Origin of the sequence: Aeromonas sp. QDB20, assembly GCF_027707805.1 — a bacterium.
Classification (GTDB): Bacteria; Pseudomonadota; Gammaproteobacteria; order Enterobacterales; family Aeromonadaceae; genus Aeromonas; species Aeromonas dhakensis.
On record NZ_JAPCJC010000023.1, the window covers coordinates 25,962 to 49,230 of the forward strand.

Annotated in this window: 19 protein-coding genes; 7 read left to right on the forward strand and 12 right to left on the reverse strand. The window is 63.0% G+C overall.

The annotated features are described in order from the left end of the window. Nucleotides 1-202: 202 nt before the first annotated feature. The 3 genes from PG897_RS19145 to PG897_RS19155 all read right to left on the reverse strand — a co-directional run bounded on the left by PG897_RS19145 (nucleotide 203) and on the right by PG897_RS19155 (nucleotide 3,074). Complete coding sequence (locus tag PG897_RS19145) at nucleotides 203-568, reverse strand: cupin domain-containing protein (protein WP_201881213.1); 366 nt, start codon at nucleotides 566-568, stop codon at nucleotides 203-205. 125 nt (nucleotides 569-693) lie between these two features. Next, nucleotides 694-2,268 carry a cation:proton antiporter family protein gene (locus PG897_RS19150; protein WP_065017970.1) on the reverse strand — a complete coding sequence of 525 codons (1,575 nt, stop codon included), beginning with the start codon at nucleotides 2,266-2,268 and terminating at the stop codon, nucleotides 694-696. Between the two features lie 56 nt (nucleotides 2,269-2,324). Then, nucleotides 2,325-3,074: an HAD-IIA family hydrolase gene (locus tag PG897_RS19155; RefSeq protein WP_005302324.1), complete on the reverse strand. Its 750-nt coding sequence runs from the start codon at nucleotides 3,072-3,074 to the stop codon at nucleotides 2,325-2,327. Between the two features lie 212 nt (nucleotides 3,075-3,286). Here PG897_RS19155 and PG897_RS19160 point away from each other — a divergent pair, with 212 nt between their 5' ends. Further along, the gene (locus PG897_RS19160; RefSeq protein ID WP_201881215.1) at nucleotides 3,287-4,306 is read left to right on the forward strand and encodes an adenosine deaminase; all 1,020 of its coding nucleotides are present in this window, start codon (nucleotides 3,287-3,289) and stop codon (nucleotides 4,304-4,306) included. A gap of 81 nt (nucleotides 4,307-4,387) precedes the next feature. Here PG897_RS19160 and PG897_RS19165 read toward each other — a convergent pair whose 3' ends face one another. The 3 genes from PG897_RS19165 to PG897_RS19175 form a co-directional block, all read right to left on the reverse strand. Continuing rightward, the gene (locus tag PG897_RS19165; protein WP_201881220.1) at nucleotides 4,388-5,509 is read right to left on the reverse strand and encodes an alkene reductase; all 1,122 of its coding nucleotides are present in this window, start codon (nucleotides 5,507-5,509) and stop codon (nucleotides 4,388-4,390) included. A gap of 187 nt (nucleotides 5,510-5,696) precedes the next feature. Further along, nucleotides 5,697-7,232 (reverse strand): TerC family protein, encoded by a 1,536-nt coding sequence (locus PG897_RS19170; protein WP_201881221.1) that lies wholly within the window; start codon nucleotides 7,230-7,232, stop codon nucleotides 5,697-5,699. A gap of 297 nt (nucleotides 7,233-7,529) precedes the next feature. Beyond that, nucleotides 7,530-8,456, reverse strand: a complete 927-nt coding sequence (locus tag PG897_RS19175) for a cation diffusion facilitator family transporter (RefSeq protein ID WP_043169833.1) — start codon at nucleotides 8,454-8,456, stop codon at nucleotides 7,530-7,532. Between the two features lie 169 nt (nucleotides 8,457-8,625). On the opposite strand from PG897_RS19175, the gene ydiJ reads away from it, so the two are divergent. The 4 genes from ydiJ to PG897_RS19195 all read left to right on the forward strand — a co-directional run bounded on the left by ydiJ (nucleotide 8,626) and on the right by PG897_RS19195 (nucleotide 14,844). After that, entirely contained in the window at nucleotides 8,626-11,682 is a 3,057-nt protein-coding gene (ydiJ, locus tag PG897_RS19180) for a D-2-hydroxyglutarate dehydrogenase YdiJ (RefSeq protein WP_043169831.1), read from the forward strand. Further along, nucleotides 11,682-12,170 carry a hypothetical protein gene (locus PG897_RS19185; protein ID WP_043169828.1) on the forward strand — a complete coding sequence of 163 codons (489 nt, stop codon included), beginning with the start codon at nucleotides 11,682-11,684 and terminating at the stop codon, nucleotides 12,168-12,170. The genes ydiJ and PG897_RS19185 overlap by 1 nt, the downstream gene beginning before the upstream one ends. A 136-nt stretch (nucleotides 12,171-12,306) precedes the next feature. After that, nucleotides 12,307-12,768: a hotdog fold thioesterase gene (locus PG897_RS19190; RefSeq protein WP_042008973.1), complete on the forward strand. Its 462-nt coding sequence runs from the start codon at nucleotides 12,307-12,309 to the stop codon at nucleotides 12,766-12,768. A gap of 180 nt (nucleotides 12,769-12,948) precedes the next feature. Further along, entirely contained in the window at nucleotides 12,949-14,844 is a 1,896-nt protein-coding gene (locus PG897_RS19195) for a DEAD/DEAH box helicase (protein WP_005302298.1), read from the forward strand. Between the two features lie 374 nt (nucleotides 14,845-15,218). Here PG897_RS19195 and PG897_RS19200 read toward each other — a convergent pair whose 3' ends face one another. Together PG897_RS19200 and rnt are read right to left on the reverse strand one after the other, a co-directional pair. Beyond that, the gene (locus tag PG897_RS19200; RefSeq protein WP_005302295.1) at nucleotides 15,219-16,541 is read right to left on the reverse strand and encodes a Na+/H+ antiporter family protein; all 1,323 of its coding nucleotides are present in this window, start codon (nucleotides 16,539-16,541) and stop codon (nucleotides 15,219-15,221) included. A gap of 270 nt (nucleotides 16,542-16,811) precedes the next feature. Then, complete coding sequence (rnt, locus tag PG897_RS19205) at nucleotides 16,812-17,471, reverse strand: ribonuclease T (RefSeq protein WP_010633628.1); 660 nt, start codon at nucleotides 17,469-17,471, stop codon at nucleotides 16,812-16,814. A gap of 148 nt (nucleotides 17,472-17,619) precedes the next feature. Between rnt and PG897_RS19210 the strand changes: the two genes are divergently transcribed. Both PG897_RS19210 and PG897_RS19215 read left to right on the forward strand, forming a co-directional pair. Further along, nucleotides 17,620-19,593 carry a methyl-accepting chemotaxis protein gene (locus PG897_RS19210; RefSeq protein WP_017778815.1) on the forward strand — a complete coding sequence of 658 codons (1,974 nt, stop codon included), beginning with the start codon at nucleotides 17,620-17,622 and terminating at the stop codon, nucleotides 19,591-19,593. A 67-nt stretch (nucleotides 19,594-19,660) separates the two neighbouring features. Continuing rightward, entirely contained in the window at nucleotides 19,661-20,536 is an 876-nt protein-coding gene (locus PG897_RS19215; protein WP_005302285.1) for a flagellar protein MotY, read from the forward strand. Nucleotides 20,537-20,604: 68 nt separating this feature from the next. On the opposite strand, the gene gloA is transcribed toward PG897_RS19215, so the two are convergent. The 4 genes from gloA to rsxG all read right to left on the reverse strand — a co-directional run bounded on the left by gloA (nucleotide 20,605) and on the right by rsxG (nucleotide 23,178). Continuing rightward, a complete protein-coding gene (gloA, locus tag PG897_RS19220; protein ID WP_017778816.1) occupies nucleotides 20,605-21,018 on the reverse strand; it encodes a lactoylglutathione lyase in 414 nt (137 codons plus the stop codon). Between the two features lie 96 nt (nucleotides 21,019-21,114). Next, nucleotides 21,115-21,756, reverse strand: a complete 642-nt coding sequence (nth, locus tag PG897_RS19225; protein ID WP_017778817.1) for an endonuclease III — start codon at nucleotides 21,754-21,756, stop codon at nucleotides 21,115-21,117. A 14-nt stretch (nucleotides 21,757-21,770) separates the two neighbouring features. Beyond that, nucleotides 21,771-22,529: an electron transport complex subunit E gene (locus tag PG897_RS19230; protein WP_017764207.1), complete on the reverse strand. Its 759-nt coding sequence runs from the start codon at nucleotides 22,527-22,529 to the stop codon at nucleotides 21,771-21,773. Nucleotides 22,530-22,545: 16 nt separating this feature from the next. Next, nucleotides 22,546-23,178: an electron transport complex subunit RsxG gene (gene rsxG, locus PG897_RS19235; RefSeq protein ID WP_043169825.1), complete on the reverse strand. Its 633-nt coding sequence runs from the start codon at nucleotides 23,176-23,178 to the stop codon at nucleotides 22,546-22,548. Nucleotides 23,179-23,269 lie beyond the last annotated feature (91 nt).

The window sequence follows — 23,269 nt, forward strand, 5'->3', positions numbered from 1 at the left end:
GGTAATCCTCTTGATTTTTATATGAGCCCCCCACGTTCGGGCTCGAAATTCCATTTACATTCCTCGCCAATCACAATGCCTAGTGCAAAAACCTTTTGCAAGCGGGAAAACCGCAGAAAATCATGCCGTAAGCATCAAGCAGGTAGGGGAGTGCGGCGACCCGTCCGGCCGCCGGAAAAAAGAGGGGAGATTGACGTGAACGTCAGCTGGTGGGCTCGAAGATCACGTAAAGCTTGCGGCAGGGGGTGAGGGTCTCCCACTCCCCGACAAAGCCGGCGGGAATGACGAACTGGTCGCCGGACTTGAGGGGCAGCCTGCCGCCCTGGCCGTCGTGGATCACCGCCTCGCCCTCCAGCAGCTGGCAGTATTCATGCTCGGTGTAGTGGATGGCCCAGCGGCCGGGCTCACAGCTCCAGAAGCCGACGTGGAACTGCTGGCTCGGATCCGAGTAGTGGTTCCAGACCGTCTGGCTCGGGTTGCCGGCGCGCAGGCGCTCGGGGGTGGGCATCAGCGGGGTGGGAGCCACCTCGTGGCGGTCGAGCAGGATCCAGTCGTTGAGGGTCTTCATGCTGCCTCCTTGGCAAGGGATAAAAAACGGGGCCATCCAGGCCCCGTGATTGTTCGTTTTATTAAACGAGGTTGCGCATAACGTAAACGATGGCGCCCTCCTTGCCAAGGGGCTGCTCCCGCCCGTCAGCGTGGCTGCAGCCGCTTGATGACGTGACGGGCGAAGCCGCTGCCCGCTTCGTCGTAGACGTTGAACACCGCATCCACCCCTTGCTCCTTGAGGGAGGCGATGTCGTCCTCGAAGCGGACGATGGCGGCAATCTTGCCGGCAAAGCCGTGGCTGCGCAGCTTCTCGATGGCGTAGAGGTTGCCCGAGTGGTGAGGCATTGCCAGCAGCACCAGGTTGACCTGGTTGGAGAGCAGCACCTTGTCCCAGAAGTCGGTATCGGTGGCGTCACCCTCGATGACGTTCATCCCCTGGGCGCGCAGGGTAGGCAGCTTGTCGCTGTCGTTCTCCACCCCGAGGATCACGGTGCCGTACTTGTTCTCCAGCTCGAAGTAGGCCCCCTGGCCGATCCGCCCCATGCCGAGGATGATCACCTCGGCATCGCCGAGCTCGATGGGCCTGTCCTCCGGGTGCAGGGTGGTGGCCTGCATGCCACGCAGCCAGTTGCCGAGCCGATGGTAAATTCGCTCGCTCTGGCCGTTGAGGGGGGCCGAGATCATGAAGCTGGCCGCCAGCGCCAGAGAGAGCGCAACCAGCCACTCGTGGGAGATCCAGCCCGCCTTGGCGGCGATGGCCGCGACGATGAGGCCGAACTCCGAGAAGTTGGTGAGCGCCAGGGTGGAGAGCAGGGCGGTGCGCACCCGCAGGTGGGCGCCGCTGTAGACCAGGTAGTAGAGCGCGCTCTTGAGCGGCAGGGCCAGCACCAGTGCCAGCGCCAGCAACATGGTGTCGTGGGTCGGCAGGCCGTTGAGGCCGATGGTGAGAAAGAAGCAGATGAGAAACAGGTCTTTGAGGTTGAACAGCGACTTGGCCAGTCCCGCGGAGGCGGGGTGGGAGGCGATCAGCATGCCGATGATGAGTGCCCCCAGATCCGGTTTGAGCCCCACCACCTCGAAGCCGGCGGCCCCCACCACCAGCGCCAGGAAGATCCCGAACAGCACCTGCAGCTCGCCGTGGCCGGCCCGCTCCAGCAGTTTCAGCAGCAAGGGGCGCAGCAGCGGCAGCCCCAGGATCCAGAGCGCCCAGATGCTGGGCCACTCGCCGCTGGAGACCGCTAGGAAGGCCACCGCGAACAGATCCTGCATCACCAGCACGCCGATGGCGAGACGGGCATAGAGGGCGTTCATGTCGCTGCGCTCCTCCAGCACCTTGACCGCAAATACTGTGCTGGAGAAGGAGAGGGCAAAGCCCAGCAGCAGCGCCAGCTGCCAGTCGAGCGACATGGCCAGCGCCAGTCCGAGCCCCTTGCACACCAGCAGCACCACGGTAAACAGCAGGGTGGAGAGCAGCAGGTGCAAACTGGTGGTACCCCAGACGTCACGCCGCATCAGGATCTTGACGTTGAGCTTGAGGCCGATGGTGAACAGCAGCAGGGTGACGCCGAGATCGGCCACTTCGCTGAGGGCCGGGGTGTTGTGATAGCCCATGGCGTTGAGGATGAAGCCGGCGGCCAGAAAGCCCAGCAGGGGCGGCAGGCCGATGAGGTTGACCAGCATGCCGCAGCCGAAGGCCACGGCGATAAGAATGGGTTCCATGTTGTTTCCTGCGAGGGCAGGGCCGGCCTGCCCTCTTCTCTATCCTGGGTAGCGGGTCAGACGATGTCGATGTCCACTACTGAGTCAAAGATGTGGTTCGGCCGAAACGGCATGCGGTCGATGTCGGCCACCTTGCTCACCCCGGAGAGCACCAGCACCGTCTCGAGGCCGGCCTGGAAGCCCGCCAGAATGTCGGTGCGCAGGTTGTCGCCGATGATGATGGTGTCGTCGGAGTGGGCCTCCATCCGGTTGAGCGCCGCGCGGATGATCCAGGCGCTCGGTTTGCCCACATAGAACGGCTTCTTGCCGGTCATCCGCTCGATGGGGGCGCACAGGGCGCCGCAGGCCGGGTGCATCATGGGGCCGTGGGTATCCGGGTTGGTGGCGATGAAGCGGGCTCCCTGATCGACGAACTTGGCCCCCAGCTGCATCATGGTCCAGTTGTAGTTGCGGGTCTCGCCCACCACCACGAAGTCGGGGTCGATGTCGGTGATGGTGAAGCCGGCCTTGTAGAGTTCGTGGGTCAGCGCCCCTTCGCCGATCACATAGGCCTTCTTGCCGTCCTGGCGCTTGAGAAAGTCGGCGGTACCCATGGCGGAGGTGTAGAAGCACTCCTCCGGCACCTCGATCCCGGCGGAGCGGAAGCGGTTTTGCAGATCTTTCTGGGTCTGGGCCGGGTAGTTGGTCAGAAACAGCAGCTTGCTGCCCTGCTCCAGCAGGCGGTGGACGAAACGGTCGGCGCCCGGCACCAGATCGTTGTTGTGCAGGATGACGCCGTCGATGTCGCAGATGACGCTTTTCTTCATGGGGACTCCTTGTGTAGGCGCAAGAGGCGGCGGAAAGTTGCGCCAACTCTCAAGATCTTCAAATAGTTATGTTGTTTTTGTGACGCCATTATAAGTCTGTTTGATGACAAGTCTCCCCCATAAACAGAGATAGGTGCACAATCAATTGCAGGGGAGGGAACCGCTCTGCCACTGGCGGGTCCCGCTGTCTGTGCACTGATGGAGCCGTCATCATGGATAACTTTATTGCCGGTCTGCCCAAGCTGGAGCTGCACCTCCATATCGAAGGCTCGCTCGAGCCGGAACTGATGTTTGCCCTGGGCCAGCGCAACGGCGTGGCCCTGCCCTGGCCAGACGTGGCCAGCGTGCGCGCCGCCTACGAGTTCGACTGCCTGCAATCCTTCCTCGATCTCTACTATCTGGGGGCCAGCGTACTGGTCAACGAGCAGGACTTCTTCGATCTGACCTGGGCCTATCTGGCGCGCTGCGCCGCCGACAAGGTGGTGCACGTGGAGATCTTCTTCGACCCCCAGACCCACATCGCCCGCGGCGTGCCCTTTGCCACCGTGCTGGGCGGCATCGAGCGGGCGCTGCAGCGCGGGGAGAAAGAGTTTGGCATCAGCTGGCGGCTCATCATGAGCTTCTTGCGCCACCTGAGCGAAGAGGAGGCCTTCGCCACGTTGGCAGAGGCCACTCCCTTCTTGTCGCGCATTCACGGCATCGGCCTCGACTCGGGGGAGCTCGGCAATCCGCCCAGCAAGTTTGCCCGGGTCTTTGCCCGCTGCCGCGAGCTGGGGTTGCCGGTGGTGGCCCACGCCGGCGAGGAGGGGCCGGCGGACTACATCTGGCAGGCCATCCGGGAGCTGGAGGTGCGGCGCATCGATCACGGGGTACGCTGCGTCGATGATCCCGAGCTGCTGCGTTATCTGGCCGATACCCGGCTGCCGCTCACCGTCTGCCCCCTCTCCAACACCCGCCTCAAGGTGTTTGACCAGATGGCCCACCACAACGTACTGAATTTGCTGGAGCAAGGGCTGTGCGTCACCATCAACTCGGACGACCCCGCCTATTTCGGCGGCTACATGAACGCCAACTTCCACGCTCTGGCCCATGAGCTGGGGGCCAGCATGAACCAGCTTTGCCGTTTGTCACTCAATGCCGTCGAGGCGAGCTGGCTGAGCCTGGCCGACAAGGCGCGGCTGACCCGGGAGATCAGAAGCTACGCCGCCTGCTACGGGGTCAGCCTCTACTGAGCATTGGCACGTGTGAAAAGCAAAAACGGCGCGCCCACCAGTGATGGTGGGCGCGTTTTTTTATGCCTGGGCGGGTTTGATTCAAGCCGTGTGAGGCTGGGCGGTTGCCTGATAGGTCGGGTAGTCGGTCAGGCCCTTCTCGCCGCCGCCAAACAGGGTGGCTGGATCGTGAGGGGCCAGCGGATAGCCGTGGCGCAGCCGCTCGGGCAGGTCGGGGTTGGCCACGAAGGGGCGACCGAAGCCTATCATGTCGGCCCAACCCGCCTCGAGCGCCGCCCGGGCACGCTCGCCGTCGTATTTGCCGGCATAGATGAGGGTGTTGGGGAAGGCATCGCGCAGCCCCTGCTTGAAGCTCTCAGCCATCAGCGGGGCGTCGTCCCAGTCCGCCTCGGCAACGTGCAGGTAGACCACGTCGAGCCGGCCCAGCAGGCGGGCGGCGGCCAGGTAGGTCTCCTGCGGATTGGCATCCACGGTGCCGTTCAAGGTGGTGAGCGGCGCGAGGCGCACCCCGACCCGGTCGGCCCCGATCTCGCTGCAGACCGCCTCTGTCACCTCTTTGAGGAAGCGCAGCCGATTCTCCAGCGAACCGCCGTAGCCGTCGGTGCGGGTATTGGACTCGGAGTCGAGGAACTGGTTGATGAGGTAGCCGTTGGCTGCGTGCAGCTCGATGCCGTCAAAACCGGCCAGCATGGCGTTGCGGGCCGCCTGGCGAAATTGCCCCACTACCGCGTCGATATCGGCCTGGGTCATGGCGCGCGGGGTGACGGTTTCGACGAACCCGGGGGCGTCGCTGCCGTTGTCGACGAACACCTTGACCCCTTTGGCCTGAATGGCGGAGGAGGAGATGGGCTGGGCGCCGCCGAGGTTGTCAGGGTGAGTGACCCGGCCCACGTGCCAGAGCTGGGCGAACATGGTGCCGCCCTTGGCGTGCACGGCGTCGGTCACCAGCTTCCAGCCGGCCACCTGTTCGGCACTGTGGATCCCCGGCGTCCAGGCGTAGCCCTTGCCCATGGGGTCAATCTGGGTGCCTTCGCTGATGATGAGGCCGGCTCCGGCGCGCTGGGCGTAGTAGGTGGCCATCATGGCGTTGGCCACGTCACCGGGCTGGCTGGCGCGGGAGCGGGTCATGGGTGGCATGACGATGCGATTGTTGAGGTGCAGCTGGCCGAGGCGCAGGGGGCAGAACAGGTGATCGTGGTGCATGGTGAATTCCTCATGGTGATGATGGGCTCACTCTAGTGCCGGCATCCCTTGCGAAAAAGAGGGGTAATTGCAGATGAGAATTGCGCTGATGACAGCAATGGCGAAATGAGAGAGGAGAAAGGGGGGAGGATAAATAGAAAAGGGGACCGACAAGGTCCCCTTTTGCTGCAGGCTTCACGAGATGGCGTCAGGCCGCCAGCGGCATGACGCGCACCCGCTCGATGCGCCGCTCGCTCACCTCGACTACCTCGAAGCAGAGCTGCTGCAGTTGCAGCTGCTGGCCCGGGGCGGGCAGGGTGCCGAAGTGGGAGAGCAGCATGCCGGCGAGAGTCACGTACTCGTCGCTCTCGCTCACCAGCCCTTCGTGTTCCAGCACCTGCTCCACGTGGTGGATGTTGGTGCTGCCGTTGATGAGCCAGCCAGCCCCGTCGCGGATCATGTCCGGCGTTTCATCTTCATCGGGCAGCTCGCCGACGATGGCCTCCAGCAGGTCGTGGGTGGTCACCAGCCCCTGGATGATGCCGAACTCGTCGGCCACCAGGATGAGGCTGCCCTTGGCCTGGCGCAGCTCCGCCAGCAACCTGATCACGTTGATGGTCTGCGGCACGATAATGGGGTCGTTCTGTTTGGCCAGCCCGCTCAGGGACTGCCCCTCGTTGAGGGCAAACAGCAGGTCGCGCGCCTTGACCACCCCGATCACCTCGTCCAGATCGCCGTCACAGACCGGGAACAGGCTGTGGGGCTCCTGCTTCAGCAGGGCGCGGATCTCGTCATCGGTGTCGTTGACGTCGATCCAGGCCATTTCGGAGCGCGGGGTCATGATGGTACGGATGGAGCGATCGGCCAGCGACAGCACCCCGGTCACCATGTAGCGCTCCTCCTCGCCAAAGCTCACCGGCTCGGGGGCGGGGGCATCCAGGTCGTCGTCCGGTTTGTCCTGATACGCCTTGCTACCCATCAGCTTGAAGATGGCGGCGGTGGTGCGCTCACGCAGGGGCAGCTTGGCCTCGTGGCGCTCGGCACTGCGCTGGGAGAGCTGGTTGAAGAATTCGATCAGCACCGAGAAGCCGATGGCCGCATAGAGGTAGCCCTTCGGAATATGGAAACCGAACCCTTCCGCCACCAGGCTGAAGCCGATCATCAAGAGGAAGCTCAGACAGAGCACCACCACTGTGGGATGGGCGTTGACGAAGCGGGTCAGCGGCTTGGAGGCGAGCACCATCACCACCATGGCGATGGTCACGGCCGCCATCATGACGCCGAGCTGTTCCACCATGCCGACGGCGGTGATGATGGAGTCCAGCGAGAAGATGGCATCCAGCACCAGGATCTGGGTGATCACCACGCCGAAGCTGGCGTAGACGCCGACCGGTCCCTCTTCGGGCGGCTTGGCCTCCAGCCGCTCGTGCAGCTCGGAGGTGGCCTTGAACAGCAGGAACAGGCCGCCCCCCATCAGGATCAGGTCCCGCCCGGAGAAGGGGTGATCCCAGATGTGCAGTATGGGGGTGGTCAGGGTGACCAGCCAGGACATGACGCTCAGGAGCCCCAGGCGCATCAACAGGGCCAGCGACAGGCCGATGATGCGGGCCTTGTCCCGCTGGGCGGGGGGCAGTTTTTTCACCAGGATGGCGATGAAGACCAGGTTGTCGATCCCGAGCACGATTTCCAGAACGATCAGGGTAAACAGACCGATCCAGATGTGGGGATCCAGCAGCAATTCCATGTAGTGACCTCAATAAAAACAGACAGAGCAAAGAGTGATCACGGCGCACGACGGCCGTAGTGACAGCAAGGCTATGACGTTATTCAGAGGCGCTGATTAAGCAGATAGAGATAGGTTTTGACGGGAAGAAACGAAGGGCAACTTCGGGGATTGTCCATGATGGGCAATAAAACCTCGGGTTAAAAGTGAGCCCTGATGATAGCGGTTGGCGCCGTTTTGGCAAGAGGGAAGCCATGAAGATGTGATGACAGGGGGAGGCGGCGGCTGGCCTCCCCCAAACGGCAGTTCAAGCGGCGGTTACAGCCAGCGCTTTTCGCGGGTGAAGCAGACCGACAGCCAGGCGTCTCCCAGGGTATCGCCGAGGCGGGACCAGAGCTCCTGGCGCAGGGCATCCTGGCGCTCAATGGGCCACTCCTGACCGGGGGCCACCAGAATGTTGAGTTCGAGATCGAAACGACGGCCGCTTTTCGCCAGATGGCTGTAGCACTCGACCCCATGGCGCAGGCGCAGGGCCTCGACCTCGCTCGCCACCAGCCGGGAGACGTCCCCCTTGGGGGCTATTTTCAGCACTTCCCGCAGGTTGCGACCGAGCACCTTGATGGGGATGAGGGTGGCGCACAGGGCCAGCAGCGAGACCAGCAGCGGGTCTATGTAGCGGTTGTAGTGGCCGTAGCCGATGGCATCGAGGCCAATGGCGACCACGAAGCCGATGAGCAGGGTGGTGCTGAGCAGGGTATCCACCAGCCACTCCTTGGAGTCCACCCGCACCAGCTCGGAGTTGACCCGCTCAGCCACGTTGGCCTCGACCAGATAGATGATGCCGCAGAAGAAGGTGGAGACGACGGCATAGATGAGGGCGTGGCCGAGATCGATCTCCCGTCCCCCCGCCAGCAGGGTGGTGAGGCCGTTGTAGAGCGCAGCCAGACAGAGCAGCAGAATGATGGTGCCGTTGATGACGTTGGCGATGGGTTCGAAGTGGGCGTAGCCGTATTGAAAGCGGGCGTCGGAGGGTCGGGTGACCAGGTAGGCGGTGATGAGCCCGAGGCCCGTCATGCCCATGCTGAACAGGGTGAAGATGCCGTCGAGCATGATGGCGTTGGAACCGACGAACAGGCCATAGCCGATGCCGAAAATAGCAAAGGTGATGCAACCAAACAGCGACAGGGTCAGCGCCTGTTTTTCGGTGCGGATAAGCGTACTGATAACATGGCTGTAGTGAGCCATAAAAGTCCTCCTTTCAAATGGTGAAGATTGCGCGCGCAAGCGGTTTTCTAGCTGATATACTGCCCGCTCACATGTGAGCGGACTGGTTCGGGGGCCCGCGAAGAGGCTGGCCCGAACGGTCGTTGTCGCCGGAATGCCGGCATCAAGCAAAGGATGGGAACAAGGATTCATGATCCCGAGACTCGATTACCAGGACAGTTTGTCACCTACAACCCTGCAGTTTCTTGAGTTGCTGGCGCGATCAGCATTTCGTGGTGATATCGAAAAGTCTTATGCAAGCCGGTTGGCGATGGCGACGGATAACAGCGTCTATCAGGTCGTACCTCAGGCGGTTCTCTATCCGCGCAGCGCGGATGACATAGCGGTGATGCTCAAGCTGGCCCAGGGGCCCGAGTACGCAGCCTTGAGTTTCTTCCCTCGCGGCGGCGGTACCGGCACCAATGGTCAATCCTTGGGCGGCGGCATTATCGTCGATCTCTCGCGCCATATGAACCAGATCATGGAAATTAATCTGGAAGAGGGTTGGGTGCGAGCCCAGGCCGGGGTGGTGAAGGACCAGCTCAACGCCTATTTGAAGCCTCATGGCTACTTCTTCTCGCCGGATCTCTCCACCTCCAACCGCGCCACCCTGGGGGGCATGGTCAACACCGACGCCTCCGGGCAGGGGTCGCTGGTGTACGGCAAGACCTCGGATCACGTGCTGGGTCTCAAGGCCGTGCTGGAAAACGGCGAGCTCATGGCCACCGAGCCGGTGACCGGTGAGCGACTGGCCGACAAGCTGGCTCTCGAGAGTCGTGAAGGGGAGATCTATCGCACCCTCTATCGCATCGGCCGCGAGCGGCGCGCCGACATAGAAGCCACCTTCCCCAAACTCAACCGCTTTCTGACCGGATACGATCTCAAGCACCTTTATATTCCAGAGAGCGACACCCTGGACGTGAGCCGGGTGCTGTGCGGCTCGGAAGGTTCTTTGGGTTTCATCACCGAAGCCAGGCTCAACATCACCCCCATCCCGCGCTACCGGACGCTGGTCAACGTCAAGTACGACAGCTTCCCCTCGGCCCTGCGCAACGCCCCCTTTATGGTGGAGGCACACGCCCTGTCGGTGGAGACGGTGGACTCCCGGGTGCTGGGGCTGGCCCGCGCCGACATCATCTGGCACTCGGTGAAGGATCTCATCCAGGACGTACCCGGCAAGGATCTGCAGGGGCTCAACATCGTCGAGTTTGCCGACACCGACGAGGATGCGCACAAGGCCAAGGTAGCCGAGCTGTGCCGGCGCATCGACGACCTGCTGGCGCGCGGTGAGGCGGGGGTCATCGGCTATCAGGTGTGTGACCACCTGCCGAGCATCGAGACCATCTACGGCATGCGCAAGAAGTCGGTGGGGCTGCTCGGCAACGCCGAGGGGCGCAAGAAGCCGGTGGCCTTCACCGAAGACACCGCCGTGCCGCCGGAATCCCTGGCGGACTTCATCATGGAGTTTCGTGCCCTGCTGGACGCCCATGGCCTTGACTACGGCATGTTCGGCCACGTCGATGCCGGGGTGCTGCACGTGCGCCCGGCGCTCGATCTGTGCGACCCGGAGCAGGAGGTGCTGCTGCGGCGCATCTCGGATCAGGTGGTGGCGCTCACCGCCAAATACGGCGGCCTGATGTGGGGGGAGCACGGCAAGGGTTTTCGCTCCGAATACAGCCCCGCCTTCTTCGGCGAGCTGTGGGAGGAGCTGCAACGGGTCAAGGGGGCGTTCGACCCCGCCAACCGCATCAACCCGGGCAAGATCTGCATGCCTTACGGCAGCGGCGCCGAACTGGTGTCGGTGGACGGGCCCAAGCGCGGCAAGTTTGACCGCCAGATCCCGCTGGCGGTACGCACCAGCTATACCCGGGCGCTCGATTGCAACGGCAACGGTCTGTGCTTCACCTTCGAGACCGACTCCCCCATGTGCCCCTCGGTCAAGATCAGCCGCGATCGCCGCCACTCCCCCAAGGGGCGGGCCGGCCTGATGCGCGAGTGGCTGCGCCAGCTGGCGGAGCAGGGCTTCGACCCTCTTGCCGAAGAGGTGGCGCTGCAAAGCGGCGGTCTGCGCTTCAAGCAGATTGTCGACAAGTTCCGCAATACGGTGGCCCGCGCTCGCGGCCAGTATGACTTCTCCCACGAGGTGATGGAGGCAATGGAGGGGTGCCTCGCGTGCAAGGCGTGCACCAGCCAGTGCCCCATCAAGGTGGATGTGCCCACCTTCCGCGCCCGCTTCATGCAGCTCTACCACAGCCGCTATCTGCGTGGACCCAAGGATTACTTCGTCGGCACGGTGGAAGCTTACGCTCCTCTGCTGGCCAAGGCGCCGAAACTGGTCAACTTTTTCCTCGAAAAAGAGTGGGCCCAGAAGGCGACCGAGAAGAGCATCGGCATGGTGGACGTGCCGCTCTTGAGCGTGCCGACCCTGGCCGAGGAGCTGCGGGATCACCGCGCCCGCTATTTCGATCTGCCGGGTCTGGAGGCCATGAGCCCAGAGCAGCGCCAAAAAGTGGTGCTCATCGTGCAGGATCCCTTCACCAGCTACTACGACGCCCCCGTGGTGCGGGACCTGGTGAAGTTGGCCACCAAGCTCGGCCTGCAGCCCTATCTGCTGCCGTTCAAGCCCAACGGCAAGCCCCAGCACGTGAAGGGTTTCCTGCGCGCCTTTGCCCGTACCGCGGCCAGCAGCGCCCAGTTCCTCAACAAGGTGGCGGCGCTCGGCATCCCCATGGTGGGGGTCGATCCCTCCCTGGTGCTCTGCTATCGGGATGAATACGTGAAGGCGCTCGGCCCCGCTCGCGGCGACTTCCAGGTGATGTTGCCCCAGGAGTGGTTGCTCTCCCTGCCGGCCGAGGCGCTGCCGGTGCGGGAAGAGGCGGGCACCGAACCCTGGTATCTGTTCGCTCACTGCACCGAGAAGACCGCCAAGCCCACCACCCACGGCGACTGGAGCACCCTGTTCCGCCGCTTCGGTGCCACGCTGCAGCCGGTCTCGGTGGGCTGCTGCGGCATGGCCGGTACCTATGGCCACGACGCCAAACAGGTGGAGAACTCCAAAGGCATCTATGGTCTGAGCTGGGCCGAGCCCCTCGCGCGCCTGCCCAAGGAGCGCTGCCTGGCCACCGGTTATTCGTGCCGCAGCCAGGTCAAGCGGATGGAGGGGGAGAAACTCAAGCACCCGTTGCAGGCCCTGCTGGAACTGCTCTGATGCTGACGCTGCCCAAGCGGTTTCGGGTGCCGCAAGCCTATCGGCACCCGCACTTCCTGCTGCTGCCGGTCAGCCCGGCCCAGGCGGTGGTGGAGTTCGTCGCCATGCTGCGCGAGCGCGAGCAGCTCCATCAGCTGTTTCGCCCGGACGATGTGTGGCCCTCCGCCAATTTCAGCCTGAGCCAGCACGAGGCCGATCTGGAGTGGCAGCGCTCCGAGTTTCTGGCCAAGCGCTCCTTTGCCTATGGTCTCTGGAGCCCGGCACGGGAGCCCGAGTTCTGGGGCGGAGTTTACCTCTACCCCTCGGTGCTGCCGGAGGTGGCGGTGGAGCTCTTCTTCTGGAAGGTGGCCGAGGCGCCGCTCACCGATGCCGAACTGGAGGCCGAACTGCGCGCCTGGCTTGGCAAGGTGTGGCAGTGGCCCGAGCCGAGCCTGCCTGGGCGGGACGTCCCTTGGGCCGGGTGGCCCGGGGTGACCTACCCCTGGTGACAGGGCCTGGCCAGCCAGCCCTGAAGATGCCCCCTCAAGCGGGGCATCTTTTTTTCTGCGCCTTTTTCGCCGACACTGCTGGTTTGCCGCTACGGCGCAGCGATAACCCATTGATCACAGAAGGAGTCAGCTCGTCATGAGTCAAGATAACGCCCCCATCTGGCGCAAGCCCATGAGCCTTGAGGGGCTCAACGCCAGCTCCCGCAATACCCTGATGGCCCACCTCGACATCGTCTACACCGCCTTTGGTCCTGACTGGCTGGAGGCCACCATGCCGGTGGATCACCGCACCCATCAGCCGCTCGGCATGCTGCACGGCGGCGCCTCCGTGGTGCTGGCGGAGACGCTGGGATCGCTTGCGGCCAACATGGCGGTCGGACCTGACAGTTACTGCGTGGGGCTGGAGGTCAATGCCAACCACTTGAGGGCCAAGCGGGAAGGGGTGGTGACGGGGCGCTGCGCGCCGCTGCATCTGGGGGCGACCACTCAGGTGTGGCAGATAGAAATTCGCGATGAACGTGGTCGTTTATTGTGCACCAGCCGGTTGACCATGGCGGTGCTCAAGCACAAGCGGGACAAGGACTCTGGCGAAGCGTGATCCGCAATCACGCACCATGAGTGAAAAATAAGCAAGCCATAGTCGTCAGATCCCTCTATAATTGCCAACGTCTTGAGAGGCCTATCACATTTTTCAAGACAGCAGAACAAAGTGGCGCTATAATCGCCGCCTTTTTGCTATTCCGCGGTGTTAGCCGCCTGCCTTAATCTGGAAGAATCTATGTCTGATACCGAACAACTGCCCCTTTTTAGTGAGCTTGGACTGGCCGCGCCTGTACTGAAAGCGCTGCAGGACGTGGGCTATGAGCGCCCGTCCCCCATCCAGGCCGCAGCAATTCCCCACCTGATGGCGGGCCACGATCTGCTGGGGCAGGCGCAAACCGGTACAGGGAAGACCGCTGCTTTTGCCTTGCCTCTGTTGTCTCGTCTGGAAGCTGGTAACCGCAACACCCAGATCCTGGTGCTGGCGCCTACCCGCGAACTGGCCCTGCAGGTGGCTGAGGCGTGCCAACGCTATGCCCACCACATGCCTGATTTCCACGTGCTGCCCATCTACGGCGGCGCCTCCTACGAAACCCAGACCCGCGCCCTGCGTCGCGGTGCTCAGGTTGTCGTGGGTACTCCGGGCCGTGTGATGGACCTGATCCGTCGCAAGAACCTGGACCTCTCCGGTCTGAAAGCCCTGGTGCTGGACGAAGCGGACGAAATGCTGCGCATGGGCTTCATCGACGACGTGGACTGGATCATGGATCAGTGCCCGGCCGGTCGTCAGGTTGCCCTGTTCTCTGCCACCATGCCGGAGCAGATCCGTCGCGTTGCCCAGAAGCACCTGAAGCAGCCCAAAGAGATCAAGATCGCCTCCAAGACTGCTACCGCCACCACCATTCGCCAGCGCTACTGGCAGGTGACCGGTCTGCACAAACTGGACGCCATGACCCGTCTGCTGGAAGTGGAACCCTACGAAGCGCTGCTGGTGTTCGTGCGTACCAAGAACGCCGCCGAAGAGCTGGCCGGCAAGCTGGCCGCTCGTGGCCACGCCTGTGAAGCGCTGCACGGCGACATCCCGCAGAAGCTGCGTGAGCGTACCGTCGACAAGCTGCGTCAGGGCCAGTTGGACATCCTGATCGCCACCGACGTGGTTGCTCGTGGTCTGGACGTTGAGCGTATCACCCACGTAGTGAACTACGACATTCCGTACGACACCGAATCCTACGTTCACCGTATCGGCCGTACCGGCCGTGCCGGTCGCAAGGGCGAGGCCATCCTGTTCGTGGCACCGCGCGAGCGCCGCATGCTGCGCGCCATCGAGCACGCTACCCGTCAGGCCATCGAGCCGATGAAGATGCCGAGCACCGAGGACATCAACCAGCACCGTCTGGCCAAGTTCAAGGAGCGCATCCGCGAAACCATGATGGGCGAAGAGCTCGAGATCTACGTGAACCTGGTGAACGAGCTGATCGAAGAAGATTCTGCCGATCCGCTGGAGCTGGCTGCCGCACTGGCCAAGCTGGTACAGGGTGATCAGCCGCTGCTGCTGGATGACTCCATCCCGGATCCGCTGTTCAGCAACAACAACGATCGCGGTGGTTTCGAGCGTCGTGAGTTCAACGACCGCGGCGGTCGTGACTTCGGTGACCGTGGCGATCGTCCGGCCCGTCGCATGCCGTCCCTGGAGCCGCGTCCGCTCAAAGACAACCCGGACGTGGAGATGGAGCGTTACCGCGTAGACGTGGGTGCCCATCACGGCGTCAAGCCGGGCCAGATCGTGGGCGCCATCGCCAACGAAGCGAACATCGAGAGCCGTTTCATCGGCAACATCGACATCGCTGACGACTTCTCCACCGTCGATCTGCCCAAAGGCATCAGCCCTGACGTGCTGGAAGTGATCAAGAAGGCCCGGGTCTGCCAGCGTCCGCTGCAGATCAGCCGCTACACCGAGGTGCCGGCCGGCGGCAACACCAGCAGCCGTCCGCCGCGCGGTGATCGTCCGTTCCGTGGCGACCGTCCTTTCAACAAGGATCGCCGTCCGCAGGGTGACCGTCCCTTCAACAAGGATCGCCGTGAAGGCGGTTTCGACAAGGGTCGCAAGTTCGGTGGCAAGCGCCGCGACAGCTAAGCCCTGATGGTTATCTAAAAAGGCCGCTCATCGAGCGGCCTTTTTGTTGCCTGTGGTTTACCCATGCTGTGCTGGTGGGGCTCACCCATTGAGCGCCATTGATATCACCGACAGGCTGCCCGGCATCGGCATCGGCTGCAAGGTGCAGGATGGTAACTAAGGTAGCCAGCCCATGAGCCGCCTTGTGCCGTTGCGAGCAGAACCTGCGCAAAGGGGAGAGCGAAGCAGAACAAGAGAGGGCCGACAGAGCAGCCAGGAAGGAAAAGTGCCTCGCCTGTTCGCTCGTATATTCCGGCGTATACATGGCACGATGAAGGCAGCAAAAAGGCGACCCATAGGTCGCCTTTTTGCTGTGTTGTCTCTTGCTGCCCGGCTTAGAGCACCATGGCGGCAATCCAGCCGAAGAGGATGAGCGGGATGTTGTAGTGGATGAAGGTCGGCACCACGCTGTCCCAGATATGGTCGTGCTGGCCGTCGGCGTTGAGGCCCGAGGTGGGGCCCAGGGTCGAATCCGAGGCGGGCGAGCCCGCGTCCCCCAGCGCGCCGGCTGCCCCCACCAGGGCGATGGTGGCCATGGGCGAGAAGCCGAGCTGGATGCACAGTGGCACATAGATGGTGGCGATGATGGGCACGGTGGAGAAGGAGGAGCCGATCCCCATGGTGATGAGCAGGCCCACCAGCAGCATCAGGAGGGCGGCCAGCCCCTTGTGGCCGGTCATCATGCCGGCTACGGACTGCACCAGGCTGTCGACCCCGTGGGTCTCCTTCATCACGGCGGCAAAGCCGGCGGCGGAGATCATGATGAAGCCGATGAGGGACATCATGCGCACGCCTTGAGTGAAGGCATCCTGACTCTCGCGAAACTTGATGACGCCGCCACAGGTGAAGATGACGAAACCTGCCAGGGCCCCCAGCACTATGCTGTTGGTCATCAGTTGCAGCCCCAGCGCCACGGCGATGGCCAGCAGGGCCACCCAGATGTGACTGAGGTTGAGTTCGACCGTCTCCGGCTCGGCGGCCAGGATCTTCTCCAGATCGTACTGGCGCGGTTTGCGGTAGCTGAAGAAGACGGCGATGAGCAGGCCGCAGAACATGCCAAGCACCGGGATGGCCATCGCCATCGGCAGCTGGCTGAGCTCGACCGGCACGCCGTTGTCGATCAGGTTCTTGGCCAGGATGTTGTTGAGGAAGATGCCACCAAAGCCCACCGGCAGCAGCATGTAGGTCGCGGTCAGGCCGAAGGTGATGACGCAGGCCACCTGACGACGGTCGATCTGCATCTGGGCCATGACGTGCAGCAGCGGCGGGATCAGGATGGGAATGAAGGCGATATGGACCGGGATCAGGTTCTGGGAAGAGACGGAGACCGCGAGCACGGAGGCGAGCAGCAGGCTCTTGACCCAGAGAATGCGGGTGCTGCTGGCATCCTTGCCGAGCTGGCTGATCACCTTGCGGGCCAGCAGATCGGTGATGCCGGAGCGGGAGATGGCGACGGCGAAGGCACCCAGCATGGCGTAGGAGAGGGCGATCTCGGCGCCGCCACCCAGGCCACCGGTAAAGGTGGAGAGCGTCTGCTCAAGGGTGAGCCCCCCGATCAGGCCGCCCGCGATGGCGCCGATGGCGAGGGAGACCACCACATTGATCCGCAGCAGGCTGAGCACCAGCATCAGCGCCACTGCGATAACAACAGGATTCATTTGATTTCCTTATAGTTTGTGTTGCTGTCTGTCGTGTGAAAGGCAGTTAGTTTGCGAAAAATGTGACAAATGTCGAGTAAAAAATCAGGCTGATGGCCTATCTGCAGCATTCACGGCGCTCTGCTGCCGACAACGGGGTCGGAGGCGTGAAAAAAGGCGCTGGATGGCACTTTATTATCTATTCTGGTCAAACCAGATCAGGAATAAACGAGCAGAGGCAAACCGTACAAAGAAAAGCGGCTGCCGTGGCAGCCTGCTTGAGATCGGGGTTTATTCGCCCCCATCGTCACTCTCGTTGTCCGGGTGAGCGGGTGGCCAGCCACCCAGGCTCTTCCAGCGGTTGACGATATGACAGAACAGCTCTGTGGTGCGTTCGGTGTCATAGAGGGCGGAGTGTGCCTCTTTGTTGTCGAACGGGATGCGGGCGCTCTGGCACGCCTTGGCCAGCACCGTCTGACCCAGGGCCAGGCCGGAGAGCGCCGCGGTATCGAACGTGGCAAACGGATGGAACGGATTGCGCTTGAGGCCGGCCCGCTCGGCGGCGGCCATCACGAAGCCGTGATCGAAGGTGGCGTTGTGGGCCACTATGATGGCGCGGCCGCAATCCTGCTCCTTCATCCCCTTGCGAATGCCCTTGAAGATCTCGGTCAGCGCCTCTTTCTCGCTGACGGCGCCACGCAGGGGATTGAAGGGGTCGATGCCGGTGAAGTCGAGCGCCGCCTTTTCCAGGTTGGCGCCCTCGAACGGTTCGACATGAAAATGGAAGATCTGATCGGGCACGAGCCAGCCCTGCTCGTCCATCTTGAGGGTATGGGCAGCGATCTCCAGCAAAGCGTCGGTTCTGGCATTGAACCCGGCGGTTTCAACATCGATGACGACGGGGTAAAAGCCACGAAAACGGCCCTTGAGGGTGTGAACTGCGTCGGTCATGGTATCTCGGTCGGCGTGAAATGAGGCGGCATTATGGCAAAAAAGCGGGCCCTTGTCCCATCTCCGCCGCCCCTCAGGCGCTAGCCGATTCTATTATCGACACGCGAGCTTATAATTGACCACTCAATCAATGGAATGGAGAGCAAGGATGAAGAAGCTGGGATTGGCGCACAAGATGTTGCTGGTTGTCTGCCTGCCACTGCTGGCCCTGCTGTTTTTCTCCGGCCGGTACGTGTATGAACGCTATCGGGTCGAACAGGAGATGAGCCAGGCCCAGGCCGCGTTGGATGTGGTTCGGGAAGCGGCGCAACTGGCCCACGAGCTGCAAAAAGAGCGCGGCATGTCGGCCGGTTTCCTCGGCTCCGGCGGCAACAAGTTCCGCGATGCCCTGCCGGCCCAGCGCAAGGTGGTGGATGGCCTGCTGCAGCGTTTTGCACAAGATCCGGCCCTGCTGGCGCTCAGCGAGGTGCAGCAGGAGCTGGCCGGACTGACGGCCATGCGCGAGCGGGTCAGTGCGCTGGGGGTGGAGGTGGCGGAGCAGGTCGGCGTCTACAGCCGGATCATCTCCCGCCTGCTGGCGGTGGTGGATCAGATCAGCATCCACAGCCGGGATGCCACCATAGCGCTGCAGACCAACGCCTATGCCGCCTTCTTGCAGAGCAAGGAGCGGATGGGACTGGAGCGGGCAACCTTGAGCAACGTGTTCGGCCGAGACAGCTTCACGCCGGCACTGCTGCAGCAGTTCATCTCGTTGCTGGCGGCCCAGAATACCTATCTTGAGCGCTTCCAGGCGGTGGCGAGCCCCTCCCAGCGCCAGCTGCTGGCCGACAGCCTGGCCTCGCCCGTGGTAGCCAAGGTGGCCGCCATGGAGAAACTGGCGCTCGACAAGGCGGCCAGCGGCGGCTTCGGGGTGGATGCCGAAGCCTGGTTTGCCTTGAGTACCGACAAGATAGGCCTGCTCAAACAGAGTGAGGATCGCCTCTATCAGCAGCTGTCCGAGCGGGTCGACCAGATGCGGGCCCAGAGTGCCAGCGACTTCTGGTGGGCTGCCATCGGGGTCTTGCTGTGCGTGGCACTGACCACCTTCGTCTGCTGGCGGGTGGTGCGGGATCTGCACCTGGGCTTCACGGCGCTGCATCAGACCTTCAAGCGGCTGGTGAAGGAGAACGACCTGACGGTGCGGGTCAACTGGCAATCCGGCGACGAGCTGGGGGCGCTGGCGCGGGATCTGAACCACTTCCTCGAACACCTGGAAGGCTTGTTGCTGGCGGTTCGCCGCTCCTGCGAGGTGTTGACCCGCAGCGCCGCCGCCTCGGCCAACGTCATCTCCGAGGTGAACGCCGGGGTGGCCAGGGGCTTTGGTCAGGTGGACCTGGTGGCGACCGCCGCCACCGAGATGGCCTCGACGGTGGCGGAGATCGCGCGCAATGCCACCCAGACCTCGCTGGCGACCCAGCAGGCCATCGGCCGGGCCCGGCAGGGGGACAAGGAGGTGGATCAGACCATAGACGCCATCCAGCTGGTGGCGGGTACCCTGAGCGATACCCAGCAACTGGTGGACAGCCTGCATCAGGATACCGAGTCGGTGGGGGAGGCCCTCAACCTCATCAAGCAGATCTCGGATCGCACCAACTTGCTGGCCCTCAACGCCGCCATCGAGGCGGCTCGTGCCGGCGAATCCGGTCGCGGCTTTGCGGTGGTGGCGGAAGAGGTGCGGGCGCTGGCATCGCGCACCCAGCAGGCTGCCGACGACATCGAACGGATGCTGGCGCGTCTGCGTCAGGGGGCCAATCAGGCGGTGACTGCCATGCACCTGGGAACCGAGCAGGCGGGGCTGAGCGTGACCGAAGCCAAGCGGGCGGGCAGCGAGCTGACCGACATCGTCAATGAGGTGCGCAAGGTGAGCGACATGACGGCCCAGGTGGCCACCGCCACCGAGGAGCAGCGCTACGTCACCGACGATATCCAGCACAACGTGATGACCATCCGCGAGGTGTACGAGGCGCATCGCCAGCACTCGGAGACCCTGCAGCAGAACAGCGTTGAGCTGGATCAGCTGGCACGAGAGCTGGCAGGCCGCATCGCCAGCTTCAAGCTGATGGGCGGATCTTCACCCCATTGAGCGCTTGACCTAAAGCTTGTCCTGCCCCTGCCGATACCTAACCAGAGATCGTGTGGAGGGCAGGCAGTTGAACGCTTGGGTGTTGGGGTTGGTCAGCATATCAGTGAGTATGCAGTTGCAGGCGGGGGTCACCGAATTCGGTGCCGGCCTGGATCAATCCGTCTGGCGGTTGACCTCTGATACCCAGGTGGAGTGCCGGCTCGAGCATCCGATCCCCAGCTGGGGCACGGGGGCCTTCGTCAGCCGCGCCGGTCGCAAGATCAATCTGGACTTCGAACTCAAGGGGCTGCGCCAGCAGGCCCAGACCCAGACGGTGAGTCTGGGCATCATGCCGCCCATCTGGCGTCCTGGCCTGGCCGGTCGGGAGATAAGCCAGCTGCGTTTTTACCAGCAGTTTGATGGCCTGGTGGAGGGGCAGACCGCCTGGACCATGCTGGACGAGCTGGAGGGGGGGCGTATGCCGACCTTCCAGTATCGCGACTGGTACCGTCAGAACCGGCCGGTGCGGGTCTCCCTCTCCTCGGTCAATTTCCGGGTCAAGTACCAGGCCTTCATGGACTGCGTGAACGGCCTGTTGCCCTACAGTTTCAACGACATCGCCTTCAGCGTGCTCACCTACGACAAGAACAGCGATCAGCTGTCGCTGGCTTCCAAGCGGCGGCTGGCGATGATCGGCGAGTATGTGAAGGTGGACAAGAGCATCGACGTGGTGGTGATCGACGCCTACAGCGACAGCTATGGCGGCCGCTGGCCGAACCAGAAGCTCTCGGAGAAGCGGGCCGATGCCATCAAGAAGGTGTTTGTGGATCTGGGCATCGATCCCGGCAAGATCTCGGTGGAAGGGCACGGCGAGAAGCAGCACGTCGCCTCCAACGAGACCGAGGGTGGCCGTGCCAAGAACCGGCGGGTGGTGATCAACATGGGCCGCAACGGCGCCATCTGAGTGATATCTTTGCCATAAAAAAAGAGCGCCTCGGCGCTCTTTTTGGTTTTTCAGGGGACAAGCCTGGATCAGAAGCTCTCGCCAAGGCCGCTGCCGGCATCTTTCTTGGCGATCAGTTCAATCTTGTAACCGTCCGGATCCTCGACGAAGGCGATGACGGTGGTACCGCCCTTGACCGGACCCGGCTCGCGGGTGATCTTGGCACCGGCGGCGCGCAGCGCGTCGCAGGTGCCGTAGATGTCGTCCGCTTCCAGCGCGATGTGGCCGTAGGCCGAGCCCAGCTCGTACTCGCTCACGCCCCAGTTGTAGGTGAGCTCGATGACGGCCTCATCCTTCTCGTCGCCGTAGCCGACGAAGGCCAGGGTGTACTTGTACTCGCTGTTCTCGCTCTTGCGCAGCAGTTTCATGCCCAGCACACGGGTGTAGAAGTCGATGGAACGTTGCAGATCGCCGACGCGCAACATGGTATGCAGAATTCTCATTGCTCAATTCTCCGGGTTGGTGATTGGTACTGCCTTGAATCCATGGCCCTCGGCCTGGGTCCGCAGACGCCTGTAAGCCAGGCCTCGCCCTGCGGATCAGCTCTCGGGGTAGACTTTTTCTTTGTACTCACACAAATCTTCGATGATGCAGGAGCCACAGCGCGGCTTGCGGGCCAGGCAGGTGTAGCGCCCGTGCAGGATCAGCCAGTGGTGCACATCCAGCTTGAACTCGGCCGGAACCACCTTGAGCAGCTTCTCCTCCACCTGATCGACGTTCTTGCCCACCGCAAAGCCGGTGCGGTTGGAGACCCGGAAGATATGGGTATCGACGGCGATGGTGGGCCAGCCGAAGGCGGTGTTGAGCACCACGTTGGCGGTCTTGCGGCCAACACCGGGCAGGGCCTCGAGGGCCTCGCGATTCTCCGGCACCTCGCCGCCGTGGCGCTCCAGCAGGATGGCGCAGGTCTTGATGACGTTCTCGGCCTTGGTGTTGAACAGGCCAATGGTCTTGATGTACTCCTTGAGCCCGTCCACCCCCAGATCCAGCATGGCCTGCGGGGTGTTGGCCACCGGGTAGAGCTTGTCGGTGGCCTTGTTGACGCTCACGTCGGTGGCCTGGGCGGACAGCAGCACGGCGATCAGCAGCTCGAACGGCGTGGTGAAGTTGAGCTCTGTGGTGGGGTGGGGATTGTCGTCCCGCAGTCGCTCCAGGATCAGTCTGCGTTTCTGGTTGTTCATGGCTCCCTCTTGGCTCAGAGCTGGGTCGCGCGGGCGCCCGCGGCCGGCACGCTGCAATGGGCCTTTTCGGCGCTTTGCTTGCGGCCCATCCAGTCGTTGATGGCGTTCTTGCCGGCGATCATCAGGCCGAGACCGATGAAGCCGCCAGGGGGCAGGATCGCCAGCAGCAGGCTGGCGTCGGCATGGAACAGCTCGATGCGCAGGGACTTGGCCCACTCACCCAGCAGCAGGTCGGCACCGTCAAACAGGGTGCCCATGCCGATGATCTCGCGAAGCCCCCCCAGCACCAGCAGCACCAGGGTAAAGCCCAGTCCCATCATGAAGCCGTCGATGGCCGCCAGCAGCGGCGGGTTCTTGGAGGCATAGGCCTCGGCCCGGCCTATGATGACGCAGTTGGTGACGATGAGGGCGATGAAGATGCCGAGCGCCTGATAGAGGCCGTAGGTGTAGGCGTTCATCAACAGCTGCACGCTGGTCACCAGGGCCGCGATGATCATCACGTAGACCGGGATGCGGATATCCTTGGGCACCCAGTTGCGCACCAGGGAGATGGCGAGGTTGGAGCTGACCAGTACCGCCATGGTGGCAAGGCCGAGCCCCAGCGCATTGGTGAAGGTGGAGGAGACCGCCAGGGTGGGGCAGAGCCCCAGCACCTGCACCAGGGAGGGGTTGTTCTTCCACAGCCCCTGCAGCATCAGCTCCTTGAGCTCTTCACGGCGGCCATTGCTCTCGCTGATCGGGCTCTGCCCGTCAATCACATCAACTTGTTCCATAGCTTGTGCTCCGGCGTTAGGGGGTGGCGTCACAGGCGGGGGCGTCCCGCAGCAGCTCGGGGTGCTCCTGTTGCAGCAACAGCAGGTTCTTCACCGCCTTGACCACGGCCCTGGGGGTGATGGTGGCGCCGGTGAAGGCGTCGAACTCGCCGCCATCCTTCTTCACGGCCCAGCTGGATTCGTTGTCGCGGTTGAGAAACTTGCCGACGAAGCTGTTGATCCAGCCAGATTTTTTCAACTCTATCTTGTCGCCAAGACCGGGCGTCTCGTTGTGGGTCAACACCCGCACCGCGCTGACGGTGCCCTTGGCGTCGGTGCCGACGATCAGGCGAATGGCCCCACTGTAGCCGTCGGGGGCCACGGTTTCCAGCGCATAGCCGGTGGTGGTGCCCTGCAGGGTCGCGGTGTAGAGGGGCATCGGCTGGTCGCTGCCCAGATAGCGTTTGCTCTGCACCAGCTTGCAGCTGGCCACCAGATCGTTGTCATAGCTCCCCTCCGGCAGCAGGGCGGAGAGGGTGCGCAGCTTCTCCAGCTGCTGTTGATGGGCGATCCGGCCCTGGGTCAATTCGTTGGTCAGTACCACCAGGGTGGTACAGGCCAGGGCGAACAGGGCCAGGGTGACGCCATTCTTGCGCATGCTCTTTAACATTGCATCGTTCCTGAGAGTGAGGTGTGCGCGACGTTCATACGACGGGCGTCATGGGCGCCGGGACAGCTCAGGCTGTCTGTCCAGCAAGCCA